Source organism: Streptomyces sp. NPDC039424, assembly GCF_055639495.1.
On record NZ_JBVKAI010000007.1, the window covers coordinates 335445 to 353240 of the forward strand.

General features: G+C 69.6%; 13 protein-coding genes. 5 read left to right on the forward strand and 8 right to left on the reverse strand.

What is annotated here, in order from left to right:
- From mhpA to ACZ7L0_RS20645, 3 genes are read right to left on the reverse strand one after another with little or no spacing between them, the layout of a single operon-like run.
- On the reverse strand, nucleotides 1-1623 hold the full coding sequence (mhpA, locus tag ACZ7L0_RS20635; protein WP_471243918.1) for a bifunctional 3-(3-hydroxy-phenyl)propionate/3-hydroxycinnamic acid hydroxylase MhpA: 1623 nt from the start codon (nucleotides 1621-1623) through the stop codon (nucleotides 1-3).
- The gene (locus ACZ7L0_RS20640) at nucleotides 1620-2558 is read right to left on the reverse strand and encodes a fumarylacetoacetate hydrolase family protein (protein WP_471243919.1); all 939 of its coding nucleotides are present in this window, start codon (nucleotides 2556-2558) and stop codon (nucleotides 1620-1622) included. Before ACZ7L0_RS20640 ends, mhpA begins: the two co-directional genes overlap by 4 nt.
- A complete protein-coding gene (locus ACZ7L0_RS20645) occupies nucleotides 2555-3700 on the reverse strand; it encodes a VOC family protein (protein ID WP_471243920.1) in 1146 nt (381 codons plus the stop codon). The genes ACZ7L0_RS20640 and ACZ7L0_RS20645 overlap by 4 nt, the downstream gene beginning before the upstream one ends.
- Before the next feature lie 136 nt (nucleotides 3701-3836).
- Here ACZ7L0_RS20645 and ACZ7L0_RS20650 point away from each other — a divergent pair, with 136 nt between their 5' ends.
- The gene (locus ACZ7L0_RS20650; protein WP_471243921.1) at nucleotides 3837-4475 is read left to right on the forward strand and encodes a TetR/AcrR family transcriptional regulator; all 639 of its coding nucleotides are present in this window, start codon (nucleotides 3837-3839) and stop codon (nucleotides 4473-4475) included.
- 40 nt (nucleotides 4476-4515) lie between these two features.
- Nucleotides 4516-5139, forward strand: a complete 624-nt coding sequence (locus tag ACZ7L0_RS20655; protein ID WP_471244007.1) for an alpha/beta fold hydrolase — start codon at nucleotides 4516-4518, stop codon at nucleotides 5137-5139.
- Between the two features lie 117 nt (nucleotides 5140-5256).
- Here the strand turns inward: ACZ7L0_RS20655 and ACZ7L0_RS20660 are convergent, their stop codons facing one another.
- Nucleotides 5257-6303 carry a zinc-binding dehydrogenase gene (locus ACZ7L0_RS20660; protein ID WP_471243922.1) on the reverse strand — a complete coding sequence of 349 codons (1047 nt, stop codon included), beginning with the start codon at nucleotides 6301-6303 and terminating at the stop codon, nucleotides 5257-5259.
- A 128-nt stretch (nucleotides 6304-6431) separates the two neighbouring features.
- The gene (locus ACZ7L0_RS20665; protein WP_471243923.1) at nucleotides 6432-9653 is read right to left on the reverse strand and encodes a bifunctional cytochrome P450/NADPH--P450 reductase; all 3222 of its coding nucleotides are present in this window, start codon (nucleotides 9651-9653) and stop codon (nucleotides 6432-6434) included.
- A 201-nt stretch (nucleotides 9654-9854) separates the two neighbouring features.
- Between ACZ7L0_RS20665 and ACZ7L0_RS20670 the strand changes: the two genes are divergently transcribed.
- Complete coding sequence (locus tag ACZ7L0_RS20670) at nucleotides 9855-10517, forward strand: TetR/AcrR family transcriptional regulator (RefSeq protein ID WP_471243924.1); 663 nt, start codon at nucleotides 9855-9857, stop codon at nucleotides 10515-10517.
- 55 nt (nucleotides 10518-10572) lie between these two features.
- Here the strand turns inward: ACZ7L0_RS20670 and ACZ7L0_RS20675 are convergent, their stop codons facing one another.
- Nucleotides 10573-10902 carry an NIPSNAP family protein gene (locus ACZ7L0_RS20675; RefSeq protein ID WP_471243925.1) on the reverse strand — a complete coding sequence of 110 codons (330 nt, stop codon included), beginning with the start codon at nucleotides 10900-10902 and terminating at the stop codon, nucleotides 10573-10575.
- Nucleotides 10903-10970: 68 nt separating this feature from the next.
- Nucleotides 10971-11240: a hypothetical protein gene (locus tag ACZ7L0_RS20680; protein WP_471243926.1), complete on the reverse strand. Its 270-nt coding sequence runs from the start codon at nucleotides 11238-11240 to the stop codon at nucleotides 10971-10973.
- A 305-nt stretch (nucleotides 11241-11545) separates the two neighbouring features.
- On the opposite strand from ACZ7L0_RS20680, the gene ACZ7L0_RS20685 reads away from it, so the two are divergent.
- Together ACZ7L0_RS20685 and ACZ7L0_RS20690 are read left to right on the forward strand one after the other, a co-directional pair.
- Entirely contained in the window at nucleotides 11546-14008 is a 2463-nt protein-coding gene (locus ACZ7L0_RS20685; RefSeq protein WP_471243927.1) for a SpoIIE family protein phosphatase, read from the forward strand.
- Nucleotides 14009-14088: 80 nt separating this feature from the next.
- Nucleotides 14089-16515, forward strand: coding sequence for an ATP-binding SpoIIE family protein phosphatase (locus ACZ7L0_RS20690; RefSeq protein ID WP_471243928.1), 2427 nt, complete (start codon nucleotides 14089-14091; stop codon nucleotides 16513-16515).
- Nucleotides 16516-16750: 235 nt separating this feature from the next.
- Here ACZ7L0_RS20690 and ACZ7L0_RS20695 read toward each other — a convergent pair whose 3' ends face one another.
- Nucleotides 16751-17794, reverse strand: a complete 1044-nt coding sequence (locus tag ACZ7L0_RS20695; RefSeq protein ID WP_471243929.1) for an NAD(P)-dependent alcohol dehydrogenase — start codon at nucleotides 17792-17794, stop codon at nucleotides 16751-16753.
- Nucleotides 17795-17796: the final 2 nt, after the last annotated feature.

Here is a 17796-nt window from a genome sequence, read left to right on the forward strand (position 1 = left end):
TCAGGCGGGCCGGGCGTCGGCGGTACGGCGGGCCGTGTGCAGCAGGGGGGCCCAGGCGGCGGTGTCCGTGAAGTCGCCGGTGCCGGCCGGGACGGTGTCCACCACGACGCGGTCGGGGCGCAGCAGGACGGCGTCGGCACGGCCGCGTGCCAGCCAGTCGGCCAGGGTGCCGTCGTCGCCCAGGTCGTCGACGTGGATCGTCGGGGCACCCAGTGCCGTGGCCACGGCCGTGATCCGCGTCGTGGGCGGCGCGGCGGTCAGGACGGCGAAGGAGTCCCCGAGGACGTCATCGAGGCGCACTCGCCCGCCGTCGTGCCGTACCCAGGGCTGCGGGCAGAAGGTACCGGCCAGCGCGCGGCCGGTCAGCCTGGGGCGGCGCCGTACGAGTGGACCGGCGGTCAGGGCGGGGCTGAGGTCACGGCTCACCGCCGCGGTCACGCCGGGGATGCGACAGGCCGTGCCCACGACGGCCCGGCGGAACGCCGCACCGCGGTCCTGTCCGCCGGTCATGGCCCAGCCGACGGCGACCGCGACGCGGATCGCATGGCGGGCGTGCGGCTTGCGCTCGCGTTCGTAGGTGTCCAGCAGCCCGTCGTGTGCGCCCTGTTGGAGCACGCGGGCGAGCTTCCAGGTGAGGTTGTGGGCGTCGCGCAGGCCCGAGCACAGACCCTGCCCGACGAATGGCGGGGTGAGGTGGGCGGCGTCGCCCAGCAGGAAGACACGCCCCCTGCGCCACCGGTCGGCGAGACGGGCCTGGAAGGTGTACTGCGCCTGCCGTATCACGTCGAAGTCGTCGCCCCGCGAGGCGTCGGGCGGCAGGTCCACCCAGGGGGCCACCAGCTCGCGCAGGCGCTCCCATCCGTCCGGGCCGTCCAGGTTCTGGTCGTCGGCCAGCCGGAACTCCCAGCGGTAGCGGTCCTCGCTGATGCGCATGAAGGTGGTCGGCCGGGTGGGGCAGCAGATCTGCTCGGCACCTTCCCAGGTGCGCACCGGGCGGCTGGTGCGCACGTCGATGACCCGCCAGCTCTCCTGGAAGTGCAGGTCCTCCCAGTCGGTGCCGATGGCGTCACGGGTGAGACTGCCCGCACCGTCGCAGCCGAGGACGGCATCGGCCCACAGGTGCTCCTCCTCGTCGCCGCCGTCGCGCCGGAAGGTGACCCGGACCGGGCCCGTCGGATCGTCGGGTGCGTCGGTGTTCTGCGTGTCGGACTGGGTGACGGACACGACCTCCACCCCGCTCCACAGCTCGCACTCCGGGCGGCGCGCCAAGGCGTCACGCAGCAGGCGTTCCAGCTCGGGCTGGTTGAACATGCTGAGCTGCGGGAAGCCGTGGAGTCCGTGCATGGACCGCGGGAATTCGGTGATCACGCGGCGCCGGGCGTCCAGGAGCCGCAGCCCGGGCGCCGGGCGGGCGAGGGCGGCGAATTCCTCGTGGACGCCGACGCTCTGCAGGATCCGGCGGATCTCGTCGTCCACGACGACGGCGCGCGGCAGGGGGTAGATGTCCCGGTGGCGTTCGAGGATCAAGCTGGGCACGCCGTGCCGGGCGAGCAGAAGGGCGGCCGTGACCCCGACGGGTCCCGCTCCGATGATCACCACCGGTTTCTGGGACGCGGTCCTCATGGCGCGTCCGTAACGGGGGTCCGCTGCTCGCCGAGCTCGATCCGCCCGTCCGGGGTGGCGATCGTGGCGGTGATGAGGTCACCGTTCTGCAGGTAGAGGGGGTTCTTGGCCTGGCCCTTGAAGAACGCCTTCCACTTCAGTGCGGGCGGAAGCAGCGCACTGATCTTCGCGACCGGTGCGGGCGGAGCCTTCAGGGCCGTGCCGCCGGGAGTGCCGGTCAGCAGCAGGTCGCCCGGGTCGAGGGTCTGGAAGCGGGCGAGCAGGGTGAGCGCCTGTGCGGGCCGTACGATCATGTCGGCCAGCGTGCGGTCCTGGCGCGACACGCCGTTGACCGACAACCGCAGCCGCAGGTTCAGCAGATGGGCGAAGTCCTCCGGCTCCAGCAGGGCCAGGTACGGCCCCGTCGGTGTGAAGGTCGGATAGGACTTGCTCTCGTAGAACTGGGTCTTGGTCAGCTGGACGTCGCGGGCGCTGACGTCGTTGGTCAGGACAAGGCCGGCGACGTAGCGCGGCAGGTCCTGCTCCTCGACGACGGTGCCCACGGGCAGGGTCGCGCCCATGACGAGGCCGAGTTCCACCTCGTAGTCGAGGAACTTCACATGGGCGGGGCGGATGATCGTGTCGTGGGGGCCGCTGACCGAGCCGGACGCCTTGCGGAAGAAGGTGGGCGGGATGTCGCCGGTGAAGCCCGAATCCTTGGCGTGGCTACGGTAGTTGACCATCTGGGCGACCACCCGGCACGGGGTGGTGACCGGAGGCAGCGCCACCAGGTCGGCGACGGGCGTGCCGCTCTCGGCGGAGGCGGCGGCCTCGCGGACCGCCTCCCGGTCGGCGAGCAGGTCGGCGGTGGTGACGGCCTTGGTCTCGATGCGGACGGCGCGCTCGTCCCGGACGACCCACCAGCCGTCGGTGGTGCGCAGAACATTGGTGCTCATGAGCTCATCGCTTTCATCAGGCCCAGCAGGCGTGCGGGGTCGAGTTCGTTGTCGCCGCGCAGGGCCGTCATGACCTCGCGCAGCTTGGCGGGGGAGGGGCTGGTGCCCAGGAAGTCGCGGGTGACCGGCGGGCCCCACTGGGCCAGGCCGCTCGCCGACATCGGTGCCCAGCCGGGTTCCAGCTCGCAGGAGAAGAGGTCGCCGTCGGCGAAGTGCTCCAGCATGAAGTGGTCGGGGTCGCGCCAGTAGTCGAACAGCTGACTGCCCTGGATGTGCCGGCCGATGCCCCAGCTGCGCCGGTAGCCGCGCTCGGCCAGATACTCCCCGCCGGCGGCGATCGCGTCGAGGTCGGTGACCTGGTAGGCCGAGTGGACGTAGCCGGTTCCGGGCCCCAGGTGCAGGGCCAGCGTGTGGTGGTCGACGGCCACGCTCCCCTGGTCGCACCGGATGAACGCCATCGTCGGCCCGCGTCCGCGCTGCCCGTCCAGGAACAGGAAGTCGGACACGATCATCCCGAGGGTGTCCAGGTACCAGTCCAGGGTGCGGGTGAACGCCCGTGTCTCCAGCACCACATGGCCCAGCCGCTGGATACGGGACGGCTCACGGGGCGGACGCTGGGTGGCGTTCGTACGACGGTGATCGGTACCGAAGTTGAGGATCAGCGGCTCCTGCTCGGGCAGCGCGGGCAACTGCTCGGCGCAGTGCGCGACCCGGACCGGCAGGCCCGCGGGATCGAGCAGGGCCACCGACTGCCCACCGCCCGGTACGCCGATGTCCCGGACGGTACTGCCGGTGGCACGGGCCAGCCGGTCCAGGTCGGCCCGCTCGGCCGCGCGGAACGCCGGGCCGATGAACCGGGACGCACGCCCCCGCCGGATGACCATGCAGGGTGAGCCCGCGAAGGTGCCGCGCAGCCACAGCTCCGCCTCGGTCCGGGCGGCGATCGCGAACCCGAAGTCACGCGCGAACACCTCGGCCCGGTCCAGGTCCGGCTTCTCGAACTCCAGCCATGCCAGATCCGCCACCTTGATCACGGGATTGCGGGAACGGCCGGGGTGCTCTCCGCGCAGGGCGCCCTGCTCACTGTGGAGGTCTTGGTGGGGCGTCTGGGGAGCGGCTCTGTCAACGGGGGTGTGGGACATGGTGTCCTCCAAGCAACACTGCTGTAATGAGGAAATCATCAACTTTGCCGTTACTCATCGTCAATAGGGAGGGGAGGAATAATTGATGATCTCATCATCAATGGTGAACTCATCGAGACGTTGTTACACTCGTCGTATGCCCCCGCCGTCAGCCCCGCCCAAGAACCGCTTCGAGCGGCGCCGTGCCGAGACCCGGCAGGCGCTCGTCCGTGCGGCCCGGCAGATCCTCGCGGAGACCGGGGACACCAGCGTCAGCATCCAGGCGATCGCGGAACTCGCGGACGTGGGTTTCGGCTCCTCCTACAACCACTTCGAGTCCAAGACGGCGCTGTTCGACGCCGCGGTGACAGACGCCCTGGAGGAGTTCGGGCAGGTCGTAGACGAGCGCGTGCAAGGAATCGACGACCCGGCCGAGCTCGTCGCCGCGGGCTTCCGGCTCACCGCCCGCATGGCCGACTCGCACCCCGAACTCATGCGGATCCTGCGTGACCGCGGTCTTGCCTACATCCACTCCGACCGGGGCCTCGCCCCGCGAGCCCGGCGCGACCTGGAGAATGGCATCGTCTCGGGCCGCTTCACCTGCGGCAACGCGACCACCGCCCTGTCCGCCATGGGCGGCACCCTGATGTCCCTCGTGGCGCTGCGGCTGGCCCACCCCGACCTCGACGGCGATGAGGCCGCCAGCGACCTGGCCGAGATGGTCCTGCGCATGCTCGGCGTCCCGCCGGACGATGCCCACCAGGTGACCCGGCGCTCGCTGCCCGGCCTCGGTTGACCCGGAGCATTCGCGCTCGGGGCCAAAGGCGGCCTGGGACCTGCCCGGCTTCGGCGTACCGCGGCCGCAAGGCTTCGGCTCCACCAAAGAGGAGTACGTCGATCGGCTCATCGACCGGCTGGAGCGAGTCGGCGAGCCGGTGGACCTGGTCGGCCATGACTGGGGCTGCATTCTCACCGCGCGCGTCGCTTCGATACGGCCGGACCTGGTTCGTACGTGGGCCGGCAGCAGCGCTCCGGTGAGTGCTCGGTACGGCTGGCACCCGCTGGCCAGGATTTGGCAGGATCCGGTCGAGGGCGACCGGTTCATGAACGAGCTGGACCCGGCGTCCTTCGCCGAGGACCTGGGCAAACTCGACGTCCCGGCCGACGTGGCCGAGGAGATGGCCCGGCGTGTGGACGGGGCGATGAGGGACAGCATCCTCAAGCTGTACCGCTCCGCCGTGACGGTGGGCGCGGAGTGGGAACCGGAACTGGCGAACGTGTCCGCGCCGTGCCTGGTCCCCTGGGGGACGCTCGACCCGGCTTGTCCGGTCGCGTTCGCCGACGAACTCGGTCAAGCCGTGCGAGCGTCCCGGGTCGTCAAGCTCGACTGCAGCCACTGGACGTTGATCCAGAAGCCGGCCGAGGTCGCCGCAGCCCTGGAGGCGCACTGGGATGCCTGAGGAGCTGTTGCCCTCGGCCACCGGTGGATGAAAGACCGTGGGCGCCGGTGCTCCCTCAAGCACCGGCGCCCACTCACCCCTGCCCGAGGTGGTCTTGGTGAACTTTCTGTTCGGTTGTCAGGGGACGAGGATGAGGCGGATCGGGTCGCCGATCTTGTTCTCCAGCCGGCTGACCGCGTCGGCGGCCTCGGCGAGCGGAATGTGGTCGGTGATGGAGGGGGCCAGGTCGAGACGGCCGACCTCGGCCAGCCGGACCAGGTCGGTGACGGACTCGGGGGTGCCGCCGTAGTGGCCGCGCACCTGCTTGCCCAGGTAGTTGAAGGTCAGGCCCTCGCTGATGGTGATCGGCCTGGGGCTGATGCCGACCAGGATGAGCACTCCGTTCAGGCCGAGCACGGCCGCGGCCTGCTCACGGACCGCCGGCACGCCGGCGCAGTCGAAGGCGAAGTCCAGGCCCCGTCCACCGGTGGCCGCGCGGACCTGGTCGGCGAAGTCGTCGGCGGCCGGGTCCAGGGCCACATCCGCACCGAAGGCCAGGGCGCGCTTCCGGGCGCCGGGCAGCGGGTCGACCGCGATGATCGGCGCGGCGCCGGCCAGGCGGGCGACGCGGACGTTGTGGGCGCCGACACCGCCCACGCCCCAGATGCCGACGGACTGCGCGGGGCGTACTCCGGCGGTGGTGACGACGGCGGCGTAGGGGGTGGAGACCGCGTCGGGGATGATCGCGGCCTGGTCGAAGGGGAGGCTGTCGGCGATGGGGATGAGGGTGTCCTCGCGGGCGAGGGTGTACTGGGCCCAGCCGCCGTCGTAGTCGATGCCGGCGGTGAGCATCTGGGTGCAGGGGCGGTGGCGCACGCAGCCGGCGCACTGGCCGCAGGTCTTGCCGGCCTCCAGGGTGACGCGGGTGCCGGGAGTCAGGCCGCGCTTGAGGTCGGGGCCGAGGGTGTGGATCACACCGGAGACCTCGTGGCCGACGGTGACCGTGTCGGAGGTGGCGAACAGCGGGACGAGGGAGCCGTCGATGAGGTGGACGTCCGAGAGGCAGACGCCTGCGGCCTTGACCTCGATCAGGACCTCGCCCGGGCCGGGTACGGGGACGGGGACCTCCTCCACGGCGAACTTCTTGCTGTCCAGGTGGAAGCGTCCGGCGAGCATGGTGTCCATGGTGCTCTGCTTTCTGTGAGCGGCACTCCCGGCGGTTCCGGCCGACGGGGGGCGTGTGGTGTCGTGGGTGAGTGGTGGCCGGGAGGGGTGCGGAGGGTCAGGACCGCGCGCCTCCCGGCGTGTGAGGGTCAGGCGAAGACGTCCTGCTGGTAGCGCTCGTCGGCTTCGAGCTGGGCGAGCCACTGCTGGGCGGCCTCGTCGTCGCTGCCGGTCTTCCGGCGGTGGATGGCGGCGAGTGCCTCCCGTACGGCGGGTGCCATGCGGCGGCCGTCACCGCAGACATAGAGGTACGCGCCGTCCTGGATGGCCTGCCACACGGTGTCGGCGGCGCCTGCGATGGCGTCCTGGACGAACCGGGCCGGGTGTCCGGTCACCGCCGAGAAGGCGGTGTGCACCTGCGCGATCCCGGCCTGCTCCCAGTCCTGCATCTCCTGCCGGTAGAAGTAGTCGTGCTCCGGGTGGCGGCAGCCGACGAAGACCTGGGACAGCCCCACCTGCGTGCCGTTCACCTGCTGGTGGGCCCGCTCCTCCAGGAACCCGCGCAGCGGTGCGATGCCGGTGCCGGGGCCGATGAGGATGAGCGGTGTGGCGGGGTCGGCCGGGGGGGCGAAGGTCGGGGAGGGCACACGTACGTAGCCGTAGACGACGTCACCGGCATCGAGGCCCGCGACGTAGGAGGAGCAGGTGCCGCGGTATCGGCCGTCGCCGGACAGGGCCGGGCCTTCCAGCAGGCCTACGGTCAGGCGCACGTGGCGCGGGTTGGCCAGCGGGGAGGAGGAGATGGAGTAGAAGCGGGGACGGATCGGGCCCATCATTTCCAGGAACACCGCCAGCGGCAGTTCGACCGCGGGGAAGCGCTCCAGGAGGTTGAGCACGGAGACGCGCTTGCCCAGGACCTCGGTCTGGTAGCGCTCCTCGGCTTCGGCGGTGTCGGCCGTGTAGGCCTGCAGCTGCGGCCGGGTCCAAGGGCACTCGGTGTGCCCGGCCAGCGTCTGTATCTGGGCGCGGGTGGCCACGTCCTGCAGTTCCAGGAACTCCGTGAAGAGCAGACCAGCGGTGACGGGCGTGCCCACCGGGAGGTGCGTGCGGCCGCCGGCCGGCTGGTCCAGGCGCAGGACCTGGTCGCGGTCGACGCCGAGCCGCGCGAGGGCGCGGTTGACCAGCTGCGGCTCGTTCTTGGCGAAGACGGCCAAGTGGTTGCCGGTGTCGTAGGTGACACCGTCGGGGAGTTCGACGGTGATGGACTTCGCGGCCGGGCGCGGCGGTTCGATGCTGAAGTCCCACAGGCCGGTCGGGTCGTCGACGAGTTCCTCGTTGGCCACGACCGTGAGGGGGTAGGCCTGCTCGGAGACGATCGCGGGGCGCACGTCGGCCTCGGTGAGCAGCTGGACCTCGAAGCGCGGCCCGCTGGTTTCGGAGGTGTCGGCGGCGTACTCCTCCGCCAGGGTGGTCCACAGGGTGTCCATCCAGCGGGTGGCCATGCCGTCGAAGTCACCGGCGGCATCAGCGATGCCGCGTTCGATGACGCGGGTGGCGCCGGCGGCCAGCAGGCCTGCCTCGATCCGCTTGGGGAAGGCCTGGTAGGTGGCCACCCACTGGGTGTTGCCGGCGCCCAGCAGCGCGAACCGCACATCGGACAGGGAGCCCTCCGGGAGTCCGGCGGCGAGCAGGTCGTCGAAACGCTGCGAGTTGTCCGGGGCCTTGCCGTTGTAGCTGGAAGCCACGACGACGAGCAGGCCCTCGGTGGGCAGGTTGTCACCCAGCTCGTCCAGGCCGACCAAGGTGGTGCCGAACCCGGAGCGCTCGCCGCGGTCGGCGATGGTGCGCGCCAGGTCCTCGCAGGAGCCCAGACTGGAGCCGTAGGCGACGGTCAGGTTCACCCCGACACCGCTGACCGCGGTCTGGTGCCGCGTGTCGTCGGTCTGCAGGTCCGCGGCGCCGAAGACGGTGCGCTCGTGCTCCTGGCGGGTCCGTACGACCAGCTGGAAGTCGCCGGGCTTGCGCGTCAGCGCCTCCCGCACGTCCATCTTGTAGTCGCTGGTGTCGGAGAACTTGAACTTCTGCAGCACCAGCGCGAGGGCCAGGCGGGCCTCGGTGAGCGCGAACTGCCGGCCGATGCAGGCACGTACACCGTTGCCGAACGGCTTGTAGGCGTGCGGGTGGTGGTTGACCCGGTTCTCCGGCAGCCACCGGTTGATGTCGAACTCCTCAGGCCGCTCCCACGCCTTGGGGTGGGTGTGCAGCGGACCTTCAAGGATGTTGACCCGCGCTCCCTTCTTCAGGCCGTAGCAGCCGCCGATGACGGTGTCCTCCAGCGGGGACTTGCCGATCATCGGGATGGGAGCCCACAGGCGCAGGGTCTCCTCCAGGATCCGCGGGATCACGTCCATCTGCATGATCGTGTCGTAGTCCGGGACCGTGTCGCCCGGCAGCAGCCGGTCCACCTCGGCATAGGCCTGGGCCAGGACGTGCGGGTTGCGCATCAGCGAGTACGTGGCGAACGACAGCAGACCGCTGGTGGTCTCGTGACCGGCGATCAGGAACGTCAGCACCTGGTCACGGACGTTGTCGTCCTCCAGCCCCTTACCGGTCTCCGGGTCGGTGGCCTCCAGCATCAGGCCCAGCAGGTCATCCTCACCGGTGCCCTTCCCATCACGGCGCTCCTTGATCACGTTCTCGACCAGGTCCCGCATCAGCCGGATGTTCTCGCGGTACTTCCTGTCATCGGCCTTGCGCATCTTGGTCATCATCGGCAGCTCCTGCGAGCGCCGCAGCGACTCAACCAGCGCCTGCAGCAGCGCGTTGAGGAAGGGGTGCAGATCCTCCTTGGCGAAGGAGTCGAACCGGTAACCGAACCCCGTCAGGGCGATGGTGTCCAGGGTCAGCCGGGTGTAGTCGTCGGTGATGTTGACCGGCTGGCCCTCCTTGCGCTCCCACTTGCCGACCAGGTTCTGGGCGATCTCCAGCATCTGCCCGAAGTAGCCCTTCATCGCCCGCTGGCTGAAGGCCGGGAGGAGGACTCGGTGCGCCATACCCCATTCCTCTTCGTGCTGGTGGGCCGTGAACAGGGCGGCTCCCGCGTAGTCCCGGACATGGGCCAGCGGCGTCTTGTCGATCTGCTTGAAGAACCGCGTCTCGTCACAGACCTCGGCCACCAGGTCCGGGTCCCAGACGAAGACCTGCTCGATGCCGGCGATCTCCATGCCGTAGAGCCCCTCGGGGAACTGCTTGGACAGCTCGCCGAAGTACTCCACCGGGTTGGTGCTGGGGATCTGCGGCGTGTGGCCGAAGAGCGGGACCCCGCGCGGAGACCGGATGGGGCGCAGGTCGTGCTCGGACTGTGTGGTCATGGCTTGCTCCTTTGTGCAGGGAGGGATGGGCAAGGGCGCCGGGCGATGCCGGGGTGCACCACGGAAACATACGCCGTATGGAATTGGTACCATACGTCGTATGGAAAGTCGACCGCAACCCTGGATGTGCGAGTGACTGTCATGCCGGCGGGGTGGCCGAGGTCATTTCCGTACGTTGTACGAAACTGATAGCGTCCTGGCATGGAAAAGGCGAAGCGTCCCCCGCGAGGAACCAGGAGGAGAGAGGTACCTCTGACCGAGGCCGGGATCTATGCCGCCGCCCTGCGGCTCATCGACGCGGACGGGGTCGAGGCGCTCACCATGCGCAAACTCGCGACCGCGCTCGATGCGAACCCGATGTCGCTGTACCACCACGTGCCGAACAAGGACGCCCTGCTGCGCGGCGTCGCGAGACTGGTCGGCACCCAGTTCCGCACCGTGACGCTGGAGGACGCTCCCTGGCAGGAGCGCATCCGCCTGCTCGCCACGGACTTCCGGACGCTGGCGCACCGCCATCCCAAGCTCATGGCCTACTCGTTCAGCCACCAGGCGGACTTCATTCAGCGCGAAGACCCGTTCTGGGTCGCGCTCACCGCGATCCTGGACGCCGCGGAGGTGCCGCACCCGGAGCTCCCGCAGATCACCGCGCTCGTGGGGGTCGTCATCACGGGCGTCCTCACCGCCGAACTGAACGGCGCGCTCCACCAGTGGGCGAGCCTCAAACCCCTCACTGCCGGCGAACACGGGCCTGCTCACGCGAGCCATGACGAGAACCGCATCTTCCGCCTGACGCTGGACACGATCATCATGGGCCTGGAGAGCCGACTTGCCGCCAATGGCGACGGCCCGGGCGCCGGCCGTTGATTCCGCAGTCGCCTCGAACGAGAAGGTCACCGAAGACTTCGAGCGGCGGTACCTCTCATCGCAAGGGTGAGTCGGCGGTGGGCGTCAGCACGGACTCGGCGACGTCGACGATCTGGCTGATGTCGAAGCCCTCCATGTCCGCGCGGAATCCGGGGCTGGACAGGTACGCCTCCAGCCGCTCCTGAACGTCGTCGGCGTCCCGGTAGGAAACGAGGGCGTACAGCTGGGACGCCTCACTCCCGGGAGCTGCGGGCGCCGTCCAGACGCCGTGTGTGGCGATCCTGTGTTTGGCCATACCGGGAATGTGCTTGGACCAGATGTTCTCGTAGGCGACGAGCGCCTCAGGGCTGCGCAGTGTGTAGACACGAAGCTGGTACTGGGACATGAACTCTCTTTCCTTCTCTTCTGTGGTCGGGGCGAAGAGCCCCACGGGCGCGGCGGTTGGGAGGCTTCTCAGCCTTTCGGTCCCTCGTGGCACAGGCGTCTCCCTGTCTCGGCCCCGGCCGCGCCGCTGATCTCCTCCCAGGAGTAGCCCTGCTCGAGCAGGTAGCCGACACCGTGGTCCCAGCGGTAGTCGTCGGCGTTGACGCTGACTGCCGGGCGCTGGACGCACGCGGACGCGGAAGTCTCGGCCGAAGCGGTACTCCCGGCACCGAGGGCGGCGACGATCGCGACCGCCACGGTGGAAGCGGTGACGGCAACGCGTCTCGTGAGTGTCTTCATGGGTTTCATGGTTTTCCTTCCGGATGGGGCGATCTGCGCCATCGGCTCCGTGCGGGCGGCGTGCGGCGCCTGGTGTGGCCCGAACAAGAGTTTCCATACGACGTATGGATGCGTCCCGCCAGAGGTACCATACAACGTATGGAAGTGTCGAGGAGGTGAAAGACGGGGCTTGACGATGAAGCGCTCGTATCTGACTATTCCATCAGAAGTGGACAAAGTCGTCCAAAGTCCACCGCGGCGACAGATGGGACCACGCCGCACACGCCGACGCTGTCTCAGGCCGCCGCACCGATGGGAAGAACCGGATGACGAACACTGACCACACACGACTCGCCGAGCCGGTGAACCCCCGGGAGACACCTGATGCGGCGATAGCGATGCTCGACGCGGAGGGGACCGTGGTGGGGTGGACGCACGCAGCTGAGCGCCTTGTCGGGTACTCGGCCAGGGAAGTGGTGGGCAAGTCCGCCGCACGCGTGCTGCCGCCCGCCGAGGACGCCCTGAGCGCTGCGGCGTTCGCCGAGCAGTGCCGGGCCCAGGATGGCTGGTCCGGCACCGTGACGGTCCGCCACCGCGACGGCCACGGCATCAAAATGACGTTGCGGACCTCGCTGCTGTGGGGGGAGGGCGCCGGCACCCGGTGGCTGGTGTCCGTGACCGACATAGGGACCCTGTCCTCGGGGATGGCCAACGGAGCTGTGCGGGAGTCACTCCTGGCCCACGCACCGATCGGCATCGCCGTCTACGACCCGCAGTTGCGCTGTACCTGGGTCAACGACGTCATGGAGCGTCACGACGGCACTCCTCGTGAGCGACGGTTCGGACGCCGCTTGCAGGACTCACTGCCCGCCGTCGAGGCCGAAGCGCTCGAAGTGGTGATGCGGCAGGTGCTGGAGAGTGGCACCACCATGGTTCACGAGTACCGGGCGTGGTCGCCGGCGGACCCGCGCCGGGAGCACGCGTTCTCGGCCTCGTTCTTCTGTCTGCAGGACGCGGACGGTACGGCGTTGGCAGTGTGCTCCATGAGCGTGGACGTCACCGGCAACCGGCGGGCTCGCGAGCGCCTTGCCATCCTCAGCGAAGCCGGCACACGCATCGGCAGCACCCTGGAGGTCATGCGGACCGGGCAGGAACTGGCCGACCTCGCTGTGCCCCTGCTGGCCGACCACGTACTCGTCGACCTGGTGGAGTCGGTTCCGTTCGGCGTGGATCCCTCGGCGGAGACCGGCAGGGCGAGCGGCCCCCCACCCGTACTGCGCCGCGCCGGTCTGGCCTCCATCGACCTTGGTGCCCTCGAGTTGCCGTGGGCGCGCGAAGAGGTGATCCGCCCCTTCCCGACCTCGCTGTTCGCCACCGCCCTGCGCACGGGCAGGTCCTACCTGGAATCGGTGCTGGACACCCAGGCGGGCCCCTGGGTCCTTCACGACCCGGTGCGGACGCAGAAGGTCCGTGACAGCGGCGTCCACTCTTTGATGGTCGTACCCATCCGTGCGCGGCGCTGTGTACTGGGACTGGCGGTGTTCGGCCGCTCCGAGGAGTCGGCCCCGTTCCAGGAGGACGACCTGCTCCTCGCCGAGGAGCTCGTCACCCGGGCGGCGCTCAGTCTGGACAACGCTCTCCAGTACGCTCGCCAACGCACCGCGGCCCTGACGCTCCAACGCGACCTGCTCCCTCACCACGTGGGAGGCGGCTCCGCCGTCGATGTGGCCTCGCGCTATGTGCCGGCTGACATGGAGCACGGCGTGGGAGGCGACTGGTTCGACGTGATCAAGCTGTCCGGCGCCCGGGTGGCCCTCGTCGTCGGAGACGTGGTCGGACACGGCATCAACGCCGCGGCGACGATGGGCCGATTGCGCACCGCCGTCCGCACGCTCGCGGACATGGAACTGCCTCCCCATGAACTGCTGACGCACCTCGACGACACGGTCAGACGGCTGAGCGAGGAAGACGCCGACGCTCCGGACAAGGTCCCCGCGGCGGTGGGTGCCACCTGTCTGTATGCCGTCTACGACCCGGTCACCCAGCGGTGCACGATGGCGCGGGCCGGGCATCCCCCGCCCGCGATCATCGACCCGCAGGGCCGTATCACCTTCCCCGACATGCCCGCAGGAGCCCCGCTCGGCCTCGGCCTCGGTCTGGTCCCCTTCGAGTCCGTGGAACTGGAACTGCCCGAGGGAACTCTGCTCGCGCTCTACACCGACGGTCTGGTCGAGTCCCGCGACGACGACATCGACGTGGGTCTGGATCGCCTGGGCGCAGCCTTGGCAGAGACCGGATCGTCCCTGGAAGACCTGTGCTCTCAGGTGATCGAGACCTTGCCGACCCAGGCCCCGGCCGACGATGTCACCTTGCTCCTCGCGCGGACCCGCGGACTCCAACCGGCCCAGGTCTCCTCCTGGGAACTGCCGAACGAACCGGCCACCGTCCGCATCGCCCGGCAGGCAGCCGCCCGTCAGCTCGGCGAATGGGGCCTTGGGCATCTGGTGAGCACCGTCGAGCTGATCGTCAGCGAACTGGTCACCAACGCCGTCCGCCACGGCGGCGGGCCGATCAGCCTGCGGCTCATCCAGCACCAGGTCTTGAGTTGCGAAGTCTCCGACAGCAACACCAGCCACCCCCGCCCCCGTCATCCCCACACCACCGACGCGAACGGCCGCGGTCTCTTCCTCGTCGCCCAGTTGTCCCGCAGATGGGGCTCCCGCTCGTCGAGGGACGGCAAGGTCGTCTGGGCCGAGCACGACCTGCCCTCCAAAGCCGTCGCGGTGTGACGCGCTACCGACCGGGCGGCCGACGGCCGCCACAGCATGCCGCTCTCCCGAGCCGCAGGCTGTCGTAAAGGAAGCCATAGATGGATACAGAGAATGTCAAGAACGCCTTCTCAGCAGGCACCTCCCAAGCATCGACGGGCGGCTGCGATGCCGGTCCGAGTGGCAGGTCGTACGCCTTCGACGGCCTGGCAGCGGCCGTGCTCGACAGCACAGGCACGGTGGTGCGGTGGACCGGGACGGCTGAGGACCTGACGGGCCTCCGCGCCGAGGAAGTCTGCGGCCGCCCTGTGCAGAACCTGGTGGCCGACCTCCCGGACGATCTGCGTGGCGCCACGGAGATGCCGAGGTCCGGCCGGCTACGGCTGCGCCACCAACGCGGCGACACCATCGATGTCACTTTCCGGACCACGGAAGTGGGGGGCTCGGCGGAAATCCTCGTCCTGGCGGCCCCTACGCACCACGTGGCCGACCACGAGCGGGGCGCGGCGCTCCTGCGTGCGCTGTCCGCACAGAGCGGGATCACCATCGCTGTGCACGACACGGATCTCACCACCGTGCAGACGAACGCCACGCCGGGCACTCTCGACGGCCGTCCGGTACAGCCCGGCGCTCGGCTGCGCGACGTGCTGTGCGCCGAGGACGCCGAGAACATCGAGGCAGTACTGCGCCAGGTACTCGAAACGGGCGCCCCGGTGGTCCGCAGAAACCACCAGGTGAGCTTGCGGCACGATCCGGCGCGGCGGCAGGCGCTGTCGCTTTCCGCCTTCCGTCTGGAGGACGCGCGAGGACGTCCCGCGGGGGTCGCGGCCCTGTACATCGACAACGCCGACCAGATGCGTGCCCACCGCCATCTGGATCTCGCACGCGAGGTGGCCGAGCGAGTAGGAGGATCCCTGGATGTCGTGCGCACCGCGCAGGACCTTGCCGACGTTCTCACGCCTGCGTTCGGGGATCTCGTCGCAGTCGACCTCGCGCACTCTGTCTTCGACGGGGAGGAACCCTCGAAGCAGCTGGGCGGTGGAGCCATGGGCAACGCCGCCCTCGCACCGGCCACCGCGATGTGGCCGGCCGGCATCAAGCGCGGCGAGCCCGTCCCGCACCTTCCCGACCACCCCATGCTGCGCAGCTTCCGACACGGCGAGCCAGTCGTCTTCGGCCTTGACGACTTCATCGCCATGGTCAGTGGCCCGCGGCAGGTCGAGTGTCTCGTCCCGGGGGACGCCCATTCGGTGATGGTGGCACCGTTGTATGCCCGCGGGCTCATGCTCGGCGCCATATCGGTCTGGCGCCGCGGTCGGTCCGACTCGTTCACCGAGGACGAGGCGGATCTCATGAAGCAGATCGCCTCCCGGGGTGCGCTCGCCATCGACAACGCCCGCCGTTACACGCGGGAGCACAGGGCGGCCGTAGCGCTGCAGCAGAGCCTTCTCCCTCCGGCCACGACCGACACACCGGGAGCCGAGACCGCCGGCGCCTACCTGCCCGCGGGCGGGGGAGCGGTCAGTGGCGACTGGTACGACGCCATCGCCCTGCCCTCTCTCCGGCTGGCCCTTGTCGCCGGAGACGTCGGCGGCCAGGGAATGTGCGCAAGCGCCACCATGGGCCGCCTGCGCACCGCCATCCAGACGCTCGCGGACCTGGAACTCGAACCGGACGAGCTGCTCACGCGGATCGCGGACCTGATCCAGCGCCTCGCGGCCGAAGCACCGCCCGACAACGACGTCGTCGGCGCCACCTGCCTGTACGCGGTCTACGACCCGGTCACCAGGCGCTGCGCCATGGCCAGTGCCGGGCACCCGCCACCCGTCCTGGTCCGTCCCGACGGGACCGCCGAAGCGGTCGGGATCTCCCCGGGGCCACCGCTCGCCCTCAGCGGCATGCCGTACGAAACCACCGTGATCGACGTCGAGCCGGGCAGTGTCCTCGCTCTCTACACCGACGGCCTGGTCGAACGGGGCGATCGCGACCTCGGCCAAGGCCTGCGGCGCCTGACGGAAGCCCTCGCCCTGTCCTGCCGTCCGGACCGCGCTCTGGACGAAACCGGCCGGACTCTCCTTGCCGACCTGGCAGACCAGTCGCCGCGCGACGACGCGACCCTGCTGCTGGCACGCACCCGCGCCGTCCCGGCGGCGGCCACCGCTCACTGGGAGATCCCGCCCGACCCCGTCTCCGTCTCCAAGGCCCGAGAGTGGGTGGCCCGCCAACTCACCACATGGGGCTTGGACGACCTCCTCTTCACCACCGAACTCATCGTCAGCGAACTGGTGACCAACGCCATCCGCTACGGTCGTCCGCCGATGGACCTCCGGCTGATTCGCCACAACGTCCTGGTCTGCGAGGTCACCGACTCCAGCAGCACCCACCCCCGCCTGCGGCGTGCCCGCACAACCGACGAGGGAGGGCGCGGCCTGTTCCTCGTCGCTCAACTCGGCGGACGATGGGGCTGCCGCCATGGCCAGAACGGCAAGACGATCTGGTCCGAGCAAGCCATTCAGGATTCCCCCTGAAGCCACGGCTCACTGAAGCCGTGCCAGGCATTGATCAGGGAAGAGACGTCCACGACCACGTCACGCGCACGCCTCTCAGGCACGGAGCGCCCTGGGCGATCCGTCGCCGCGTCTCGGATCGGAGCCAGGATCCCCGTTACGCGTTCGGCTCCCAAGTGCCAGGCACGCGGGTCGGGCAAAGCGAGGTCACCCCGTCGCATCGACCCGCGTCGGGCGACTGTCGTGATGTCAGGACTCACGGGGGGGTGATGACGGCGCGTCCTTGGATCTTGCCGTCGTGCAGGAGTTGGTATGCCTCGTTGGCGCGTTCCAAGGGGAAGTGTTCGACCAGCATCTTGATCTTTTGCTGCTGGGCGAGGGTGATCACTTCCATCAGTTCGGGAAGGGAGCCCCAGTAGGGCGAGGCGACCGAGCACTCGTGCGGCGGGCTGGAGAAGTTGACGGGGAGGGCTCCGCCGCCGAGACCGACGATGGTCAGGTGGCCGAGCACCCTGGCCACCTGAGCAGCCATACGCAGAGTCGGGTCTATGCCGACCATGTCGAGTACGAGCTGAGCGCCCTGCTGCTCCGTCATGTCCTTGATGCGGGTGACCGCCTCCTCGCCCGAGAGCAGCACCTCGTCCGCACCCATGCCCTTGGCGGTTTCGAGCTTGCCGGCATCGGTGTCCACGGCGACGACGGTGGTCGCCGCGCTGAGCGCTCGTACCATCTGGATGGCCATCTGGCCCAGACCGCCCGCCCCGATCACCACCGCGGTCGAGCCCGGCCCCAGCAGGTGCATCGATCGCTTGACGGCGTGATAGCTGGTCAGCCCCGCGTCGCTGAGCGGGGCGGCCTGGCGGGGGTCGAGGGTGCCGAGTGGAATCAGGAATCGCGCTGCCGGGACCAGCAGGTACTCTGCCATTCCGCCGTCGTGACCGCCTCCCAGGCCCCCGCCCTGACCACTGACCCTCTGGCAGTAGTTCTCCCGGCCCTCCCGGCAGTCGGCGCACACCCCACAGCCCCAGGGACCGTAGACCATCACAGGGTCTCCCGGCGCGAACCCGGTGACACCCGGCCCCGGCCTCTCCACCCATCCCGCATTCTCATGGCCGAGCGTGAAGGGCAGTTCCGTGGTGAACCCGGGTGGTGGTCCGGGTGCCTCCATGATGTGCAGATCCGAGTGGCACGCACCGGCACCCCCGACCTTCACCAAAACCTGACCCGGCCCGGGCTCGGGCACCGGAACCTCGCGCAGCTCGGGCTGTTGCTGCCATCCGACCAGTTGAAAAGCCCGCATGG